This is a genomic window from Streptomyces sp. TRM68367 (genome assembly GCF_014495685.1).
Taxonomy (GTDB): Bacteria; Actinomycetota; Actinomycetes; order Streptomycetales; family Streptomycetaceae; genus Streptomyces.
On the sequence record NZ_JACTVI010000177.1, the window covers coordinates 1 to 7,979 of the forward strand.

The following is a 7,979-nucleotide window of genomic DNA, read 5'->3' on the forward strand; positions in this document are numbered from 1 at the left end:
CCGCCTCTGCCACTGCCGTTGGCACGCGTACGCCGACACCACACCGTGATCAGAAAGCTCAGCAGCGGCTATCTACAGCTGCCGTAGCAGTGCACGATGCCGTCGACGAACAGCATTTCGTAGACCGCGGCCAAGACGGCACGCACAGCGGACTGGCGCGTGCCGACAGCCAACTCGTCCGGTTCAAACCGCCGCAGGTCGCCGATGTACTCCATGACCACGGTCTCGGACGTGCACAGCTCAGGCAGCGGGGCGGGGATACGCACGCTCCCGAAGTCCGCCAAGTTGTCCCGCAGCACGGTCAACGATGCGGCCTCGGCCTCGAAGTCCAGCTGCCGCAGGATCGCCCCGCCCACCTGCGCGTGCATGAGCCGGAACGGCATCTGCCGTACCGGGGCAGCACACCCAGCATGCCCATCATCGACGCGGTCAGTGCAAAGTCACGCTGCATCATGCAATCGATGCCAGGGCGCCGCACTTTGACCGCGACACGGCGACCGTCCCGGGTCACGCCTCATGCACCGTAGCGATGCTGCCGCAGGCAAGCGGCTCCCAGCGGAACTCGCGGAACGGCCACGGGCGGTTGCGGTAGCTGCGCCGAACGGCGCGCTCGATCCGACGCCGGCTCGGCGGCGTCACGCCGTCTGTGAGCCGGCTCAGTGCCTGGGTGACATCGTCGGGCAGCAGGTCTCTCCGGGTGCTCAGCAGCTGGCCGATCTTGATGTAGGACGGTCCGAGACGAGTGAGCATCCTCACCCATCGGTCGCCGTCCCGTAGACCCCGTGCATGCGGGGAGCGGCGCAAGCGTGCGCCGACGGCGGAGGCGCCGAAAGCCAGGCCGTAGCCGAGCACCACCGAGCTGACACGGCCGCAGCGCAGTGCCAGCGCTGACAGATCGATGAGCCGGGGCGGGATCGCTCGCACGTTCGCCCCCTGCTGGTCGCACGTCATGGTGAGGGCGACGCGTCGTCGCCCGACCCGATCGTCGCGGCCCAGGCGGGACATCTACTACTTCCACGGTGCCCTCGGGCGCAGCGGATGCGAGGTAGGCGTGCGCGCACACCGGCGGTGTACGCGCACGCCGTCAGGATGCGCTGACGGTGTCCAGACCGAACGCCGCAAAGACCTCGGCGTCCTGGAACACGGTGGTCCTGCTGATGCCGGCGGCAGTGACGGCAAACACCTGCAGAGTGTGCAACTCGTATGCGCCGCTGGCGCCGCGACGATAGGCGGCGAAGCCGGGCTGGCCGTTTGCCGCGATCGGGTCGAGCCGCCAGCTGCTGCCTGCCTTGGCAAAGAGCCAGCCCATGAACTGGGCGTAATTGGCGCGGCCGACAAACCAATTGAGCATCGGCGGCATCTCCATGAGGACATCGTGGGCGAGGAGCTGCTTGAGTCCTTCGATGTCCGCCTGCTCAAAGGCCTTCATATAGCGTTCGACGCAGGTCCGCTGCTCCGTTTGGGAGGGTTCTGGGACGTGGTCCTCCAGGACGCCCGCTTCTTTCAGGCGCGCCCGTGCCCGCTGCAGGGAGCTGTTGACCGAAGCGACCGACGTGTCCAGCACGTCCGCGGTCTCGGCCGCCGAGAAGGCGAGCACCTCGCGCAGGATCAACACAGCACGCTGACGCGCCGAGAGGTGCTGCAGCGCGGCGACGAACGCCAGGCGCAGGCTGCTCCGATCTACCGCTGAGCCGGCCGGGTCTCCCAGGTGGAGCAGCGCATCGGGGATCGGCTGCAGCCAGGTGACCTCGCCGCCATGGACAAACGGCTGGAGCGGGTCGCTCTCCGTCACGGTTCCTGACGGCAGCGGCCTGCGGCTGCGGCTCTCCAGAGCATTCAGGCAGGCGTTGGTCGCAATCCGGTATAGCCAAGTCCGCAGCGAGCCGCGTGCGTGATCGTACCGGTCCCGGGCCCGCCAAGCCCGCAGGTACGTCTCCTGAACCAGATCCTCGGCGTCGTGCACCGAGCCGAGCATCCGATAGCAGTGCGCCAGCAGTTGCGGCCGGTGTGGCTCGAGTTGGCGGTTGAAGTCCTCCGTCGTGGTCGCCACGCCCGACCCCTTCCGATGTGTCACCTTGCCGGGGACCCTATCGCACTGAAGTGGCGGGGCCGGGACGCCTTTCAAGGCAAGAGCCCAGCTCACGTCACGCGCCTCCTGTCGTGCAACGGCATGCTGCACCTGGGGATGCCCCGTCAGCTGCCGCTACTTGCCTTCCTGTCCTGCTACCTCGGACTTCTTGCACGTTGCTGCGTTCGCGCACAGCTCCCCGTCGGGCAAGCCGCGAGTAGGTCCGCATCCGGGCTGAGGTTCCCCCGTTGTGTGGGAGGTGCTGATCAGCTGGTCAGGGCGGGTTGGCGGGGTTTCAGGTTCGCTTGTTCGGCCGATGCTTGGTCGGTGTAGTACTTCTCCTCGAACTCGATGGGGCTGAGCCAGCCGAGCCGGGCTTGGATGCGCCGGCTGTTATAGAAGCCGTCGATGTACTCGAAGAGTGCAAGGTTCGCCTCGGCCCTCGTTTCGAAGACGCGGCCGCGGACGCACTCGGTCTTGATCAGTATCCACAGGTTTTCGGCCAGAGCGTTGTCGTAGGAGTCCCCGACGGACCCCATGGTGAGGTCGGTGACCCACAGCCGGTTCGGCGCGAGCGCGGTGAAGTCCCGCTGCACCAGGTCCGGGGCCAAAGTGGCCTTGGGATCTCGGCGCGTGAAGCTCGTGCGGCGCGGGCTGATGCCCGCGAGGCCGTCCTCGCGCATCAGGCGCTCGACCCGCTTGCGGCCGACGTGCACGCCCTCACGCTTCAGGACGGCGTGCACGCGCGGCGAGCCGTAGGTCCCGCCGGAGTCGGCATGGATCCGCTGGATCTTCTCCGTCAGCTCCGCGTCCTGGCGGCGCCGCTCGCACGGCTCCTTCTCGGCGCGGCGCCAGCGGTAGTAGGTGGAGGAGGCGATGTGTAGTTCCCGGAGTACGGGCTCGAGACCGAACACGACCTGCCGTTTTCGACCTGGAGTCTGACGAAGCTGGCGGAGTTCCTGGTCGCCGAGGGGGTGGTCGACGACATCAGCCACGAGGGCCTGCGCATTCTGCTCCGCGAGGAGGGCGTCTCCTTTCAGCGCCTGAAGACCTGGAAAGCCTCCCGCGATCCGGATTACGCTGCCAAGAAAGCCCGCGTCGAGCACCTGTACGCGATCGCCGACGGCGAGGTCATACCCGAGGACGGCGAACCGGAAGTCATCTTCTGTATGGACGAGTTCGGTCCGCTCAATCTGATGCCGCACGCCGGGCGGCAGTGGGCCGAGCGCGGCGGCAAGCACAAGGACCACAACGCGAGCCCCGCCGTCGGCGACGGGCCACCTATAACCGCTACGGCGGGGTCCGCCACCTGTTCGCCGCCCTGGACCTGGGCAAGGACAAGCTCTACGGCCACATCAAGCCCGTCAAGCGGCGCACCCAGTTCCTGGAGTTCTGCCGCTACCTGCGCACCCACTACCCGCCAGACGTACGGATCGCGATCGTCTGCGACAACTTCTCCCCGCACCTGACCACCAAGCGGTGCCAGCGCGTGGCGACCTGGGCGGCGGAGAACAACGTCGAGATCGCCTACACCCCGACCAACAGCTCATGGCTCAACCGCATCGAGGCCCAGTTCACCGCCCTGCGCTACTTCACCCTCGACGGCACCGACCACGCCGACCACAAGGAACAGGGCAGCATGATCCGCCGCTACATCATCTGGCGAAACCGCCACGCCGACGACCGACGCCTACGCGCCGTCGTCGACAAGGCCAACGCTGCCTGATCCGGCGTTACACGCCGGTGGTGCCGTCGATGCGTTCCCGGAGTAGATCGGCGTGGCCGTTGTGGCGGGCGTACTCCTCGATCATGTGGACGTAGATCCAGCGGAGGCTGACGTCCTGCTCCATGAAGCGACCAGTGTCAGCCAGAGCACGCTCGGCGCAGTGCTCACGGGCGCGGGCGATCTCCGCATGCCAGATGGCGAGGGCGTCGCGCAGGGTGGCGCCCTCGGACAGTTCGAAGCCGCCGTCGGGGCCATCCGGGTCAGCCTGCGGGTCGTAGATGGGCGGGGCCGGTTCGCCGGCGAACACGCGGCGGAACCAGTTCCGCTCCACCTCCGCCATGTGCTGGACGAGGCCGGTCAGAGTGAAGCCGGACGGTGGCACGGACGCGACGGCGGCCTGCTCATCGTCCAGGCCCTCGCACTTCCTGGCGAGTGTGGTGCGGTGAAAGTCCAGCCAGCTTTCGAGCGTGGTGCGCTCGTCGGCGTTCAGCGGCGGCATGGGGCGTTCGATGGTGGCCATCGGTCGATTATCGCCAGCGGTCGAAGCCGTCGAAAGGCAGGGCCCACAACCGGGCGAACGTTGCCTGATGCGGCACTAGCGCCGGCCCCAAGCTCAGGGCCCCTCACGTGAGGCCGTTCAGCCACTGGAGGGGCGGCCGCCGCCGACACGTGGGGCCCCGCGCAGATCACCCCTGGTCACAAGGCTGCTGACCAGCTTTTGAAAACATCTCCGTAGGCGCGATGAGTTCCAGCCCACCCGCCGGTATCTACCTGCGGAGCGCAACGACTCCCGGAAAGCCGCAGAGCGCGGTGAACCGCACCGGTATGAAGAAGCGAGGAAGACCTTGACTGCGAACCAGACGCGTGCAGCTGACGAGACTGCCATCCGCAACGTGCTCCAGGGCGTCTACGAGGCCTGGAATGCCAACGATGCTGATGCGTTCGTGGCCGAGTACACCGAGGACGCCAGCGCGATCCTGCCCGGGTCCTACCGGAAGTCCCGGGAAGAGATCCGCGAGAGCATGAAGGTCGGTTTCAGCACCTACCTGAAGGGCTCGACCACCACCGACACGGTACGGGACATCCGTTTCCTCAACGACGACGCCGCTGTGGTCATCAGCGAGACGGGCGTCCTCTTCCCGGGCGAAACCGAGGTGCCGGAGGACCGCGTCGTGATCGCGAGCTGGGTGCTCACCCGGCGGGACGGCAAGTGGCTGCTCGCGGCCTACCAGAACTCCCCTGCCGTCATGAAGCGGGGCTGAGAACCGCCACCGGCTTGGCGCCCCTCTACCGCCGCCGCGGAAGAGGGGCGCCTTCCGCGGCGGCGGCCTCGCGGAGTCCCCTGAGTCCGAGTCCGTCGAGCCCGCCGTGGTGCCGGCTGGTACGGCGAGTGACGAGCAGTTGATCGCGATGCTCGTGGACCGGAAGCGGGTGCTGGAGTCCGCCTGGAGGATGAGATCACCGACCACCTCGGCTATCACAAACACGAGCCGGCCGAGAAGAACTGCTGCAGCAGCCGCAACGGCATGCGGGCCAAGACCGTACTGGCCGATGTCGGCCCGGGCGAGGGGCGGGTGCCGCGGGGACGCCGCCGGCAGGTGCGAGCCGCACAGATCGTCGAGTAGCGTCAGCGGCGGCTGCCCGGGGTTGTACGAGATGGTGCTGTCGCTGTCGGCTGAGGGCCTCGCCCACGGTGGGATTGACGCCCACGGTGGGCGAGGTCCAGGGGATGGAGAACTCCAAGCGCACGATCTCCAGCATCGCCCACGAAGTGATGGATGGCCTGCCCGACAACCAGCTGCTGGCCGCGCTGCGCCCGCATTGACGCGGTGACCTCATCGCAAGGCCGCAGGAGCCTGAGGCCCTGGTCCAGGGCCCGCCCTCCCGAGGCGGGCGAGCCCCGGCGCTGGTGCGGTTCGCGGCCAGCTCGGCCTGGATGTCCAGTTTGAGTTCGCTCGGGAGCGGTTGACGAGGTCCCGGACCATGGAAGCGGACGGTGGGACGTCAGTCGCGGTCACACTAGAGCTGTGCGATGTCCCAGATCTGCCGTTTTGGTTGTCGGCGCGGGGGCATGGCGCCGGCCAGGGTGATGTAGCGGGTGGCCCGGTGGCGCTGCCCCTGCGCCGCGTACGGCTCCAGCAGCTCGAGCATCCGCGCATCGTCGGCATCCCGCTCACCCGTGAGGGAGTAGCCGACGATGCGCGGCAGATGCAGGTCACCTATTGTCACGGCGTCCGGGGCGCCAAGGGCGCGTTGTATGGCCTCTGCTGCCGTCCACTGGCCGATGCCGGAGACTGTTTGGAGACGAGCTGCGGCCGCCTCTGGTGCCAACGCCGCCGCCTCTTCCAATCGGTGCGCGACCTGTGCGGCACGCACTACGGTGCCTGAGCGCTTGTGGTCAACTCCCGCACGGTGCCAATCCCAGGACGGGATGGTCGCCCATCCGCGTGCGTCCGGCATCACGTACATGTGCAACGCGGCGGCCGGGCCGGGGGCAGGTTCTCCATGCCACCGCAAGAGCAGCTGCCAGGCGCGGAAAGCCTCGTCCGTGGTCACCTTTTGGCCCAGGATCGCCGGGATCAGCGATTCCAGCATTCGGCCGGTGCGTACGAGCCGGATGCCTGGGTGCCGTTTCCAGCCGCGGGCCACGACCCGATGGTGAGGGGCGAAGGCCGTCGCGGACGCTTCGTCTTCGGCGCCGAGCAGGGCGGGGAGGGTGTCAAGCAGCCAGTCAGCTCCTGGGCCCCATGCTTCGGCGGCCACCTCATCGCCGTCTGTAGCCAGCCGCACCGCGCCTGGGCCGAGCGGGGTGCGACTGGCTCGCCAGAGGGCGCCACCGACCACGCGGTAAGCCGGGTCCTTGGGCCCGCACTGCAGCACGCGCAGCGAGCGGCGCAGGTCGTAGGGGCCGGGTGGGCGCCAGCGGCGACGCAGAAAAGCGGGGGCAGACATAGCTGCTGCAGGTTATCGACTCGCGCGGACGGCCCGCAGCCGAGCTCGCAATCCGCGATGGGTGCGGCTCTGTTTGAGGGACGGTGATCAGTGGGGTTTCGCGTTCCGGTGGTCTGGTAAGTCCGTGGGTGGTGTGGGGGTTGGGCCCGGCGCGGTTGCGTCGGCGGCATCGCCGGGAGGGACGCATGGAGCAGGAGCTGCCGGCGTTGCTGAAGCAGCGTGAGGAGGCGGCCCGGCGTCGGGTGGAGGGGCTGCGGGCTGAGCTGGCCGCGCTGAACGAGCGGATCGCTGCCGCCGAGGAGGAGCTGTCCGATCTGGTGGTCACCCAGGTGACCCTGGCCCGCATGTTCGCCGAACGCGACGCGGGCGAATCGGAGTTCGAGCAGGTGCCTGCACGGGATGCGGATCCGGACGATCTGCCTGGCTGTTTGCCGCCGGTCGTGCGCGTCGTGACCGGTGAGGTGCCCGCCGAGGGCGACTGGCCGGTGCTGGCCCTGCTGGCCAGCGCGAATACGCCGCTGCGGGCCAAGGAGATCTGCGAAGTGACCCAGGAGGCCGCCGACCACCGGCACGTCGAGACGCTGCGGATGCGGCTGAAGCGCATGGTGCGAGGTGAGTGGCTGGCCGAGCCGTCCAGGGGTCTGTTCGCGCTGGCCGATGCCGTTCGCGCACCCGATCGGCCCTGATCAGGCGGGCTCTTCCCCGCGTCGTGCCTGGTGCAAGCCTGATACGACGCAAAGGAAGAGCCCGATGCCAGACTACGGCCCGGGCCGGGATCGGCGGGGTGTTTCCCGCCGCTCGCGCCGCCTTCGAGCAACTGCTCACTGATCTGTTCGACCACCAGTGCGTCTGTCACGCCGAGGCGGAGGAGTTCATCGCCGCGCGCGGCCGCGAGGTGCACCGCCTGATGCTGCAGGAGTGGTTCGCCCAGCATGCACGGCGCGAGGAGCGCCTGCCGGAGGTCGCCGGATCCGACCAGGTGGTGCGGCGCGCCGCCGAGGCGGGCCACAAGCGGCTGCTGTCCACGCGGTTCGGCACCGTGGAGGTGGAGCGGATCGCCTACCGCGCGAAGGGGGGCTTCGAATCTGCACCCGGCCGATGCCGAACTGACCTGCCGGTCGGGCGGCACTCGCACGAGCTCAAAGGCTCGCCGCGATCGAGGCGGCGCGCGGTTCGTTCGAGTCAGCGGCCACCGCGATCGAGCGCGCCACCGGCACACACATGGGCAAGCGG

General features: G+C 68.5%; 10 protein-coding genes and 2 pseudogenes. 5 read left to right on the forward strand and 7 right to left on the reverse strand.

The window, feature by feature from the left end:
* Positions 1-68: 68 nt before the first annotated feature.
* The 5 genes from H8R17_RS43550 to H8R17_RS43570 form a co-directional block, all read right to left on the reverse strand.
* On the reverse strand, positions 69-383 hold the full coding sequence (locus tag H8R17_RS43550; RefSeq protein WP_187828717.1) for an AarF/UbiB family protein: 315 nt from the start codon (positions 381-383) through the stop codon (positions 69-71).
* A complete protein-coding gene (locus tag H8R17_RS49665) occupies positions 302-511 on the reverse strand; it encodes an AarF/UbiB family protein (protein WP_187828707.1) in 210 nt (69 codons plus the stop codon). The genes H8R17_RS43550 and H8R17_RS49665 overlap by 82 nt, the downstream gene beginning before the upstream one ends.
* Positions 508-1,005, reverse strand: coding sequence for an AarF/ABC1/UbiB kinase family protein (locus tag H8R17_RS43560; RefSeq protein ID WP_187828708.1), 498 nt, complete (start codon positions 1,003-1,005; stop codon positions 508-510). Before H8R17_RS43560 ends, H8R17_RS49665 begins: the two co-directional genes overlap by 4 nt.
* Positions 1,006-1,084: 79 nt before the next feature.
* Positions 1,085-2,050 carry a sigma-70 family RNA polymerase sigma factor gene (locus H8R17_RS43565; protein WP_187828709.1) on the reverse strand — a complete coding sequence of 322 codons (966 nt, stop codon included), beginning with the start codon at positions 2,048-2,050 and terminating at the stop codon, positions 1,085-1,087.
* Positions 2,051-2,334: 284 nt separating this feature from the next.
* Entirely contained in the window at positions 2,335-3,063 is a 729-nt protein-coding gene (locus H8R17_RS43570; RefSeq protein ID WP_223126142.1) for an IS3 family transposase, read from the reverse strand.
* Between H8R17_RS43570 and H8R17_RS43575 the strand changes: the two are divergent.
* A pseudogene (locus H8R17_RS43575) lies at positions 2,974-3,794 on the forward strand (IS630 family transposase); the annotation flags it as partial. The gene H8R17_RS43570 and the pseudogene H8R17_RS43575 sit on opposite strands and share 90 nt — an antisense overlap.
* A 7-nt stretch (positions 3,795-3,801) precedes the next feature.
* On the opposite strand, the gene H8R17_RS43580 reads toward H8R17_RS43575, so the two are convergent.
* Positions 3,802-4,314, reverse strand: a complete 513-nt coding sequence (locus tag H8R17_RS43580) for a DinB family protein (RefSeq protein WP_187828711.1) — start codon at positions 4,312-4,314, stop codon at positions 3,802-3,804.
* Between the two features lie 325 nt (positions 4,315-4,639).
* On the opposite strand from H8R17_RS43580, the gene H8R17_RS43585 reads away from it, so the two are divergent.
* Positions 4,640-5,056, forward strand: a complete 417-nt coding sequence (locus H8R17_RS43585; protein ID WP_187828712.1) for an SgcJ/EcaC family oxidoreductase — start codon at positions 4,640-4,642, stop codon at positions 5,054-5,056.
* A 195-nt stretch (positions 5,057-5,251) separates the two neighbouring features.
* Complete coding sequence (locus tag H8R17_RS43590; RefSeq protein WP_316959726.1) at positions 5,252-5,419, forward strand: transposase; 168 nt, start codon at positions 5,252-5,254, stop codon at positions 5,417-5,419.
* A gap of 394 nt (positions 5,420-5,813) precedes the next feature.
* Here the strand turns inward: H8R17_RS43590 and H8R17_RS43595 are convergent, their stop codons facing one another.
* A complete protein-coding gene (locus H8R17_RS43595) occupies positions 5,814-6,746 on the reverse strand; it encodes a DNA-3-methyladenine glycosylase (protein ID WP_187828713.1) in 933 nt (310 codons plus the stop codon).
* Positions 6,747-6,931: 185 nt separating this feature from the next.
* On the opposite strand from H8R17_RS43595, the gene H8R17_RS43600 reads away from it, so the two are divergent.
* Positions 6,932-7,432, forward strand: coding sequence for a hypothetical protein (locus H8R17_RS43600; protein WP_187828714.1), 501 nt, complete (start codon positions 6,932-6,934; stop codon positions 7,430-7,432).
* Positions 7,433-7,530: 98 nt separating this feature from the next.
* Positions 7,531-7,979: pseudogene (locus tag H8R17_RS46060) on the forward strand (hypothetical protein); the annotation flags it as partial.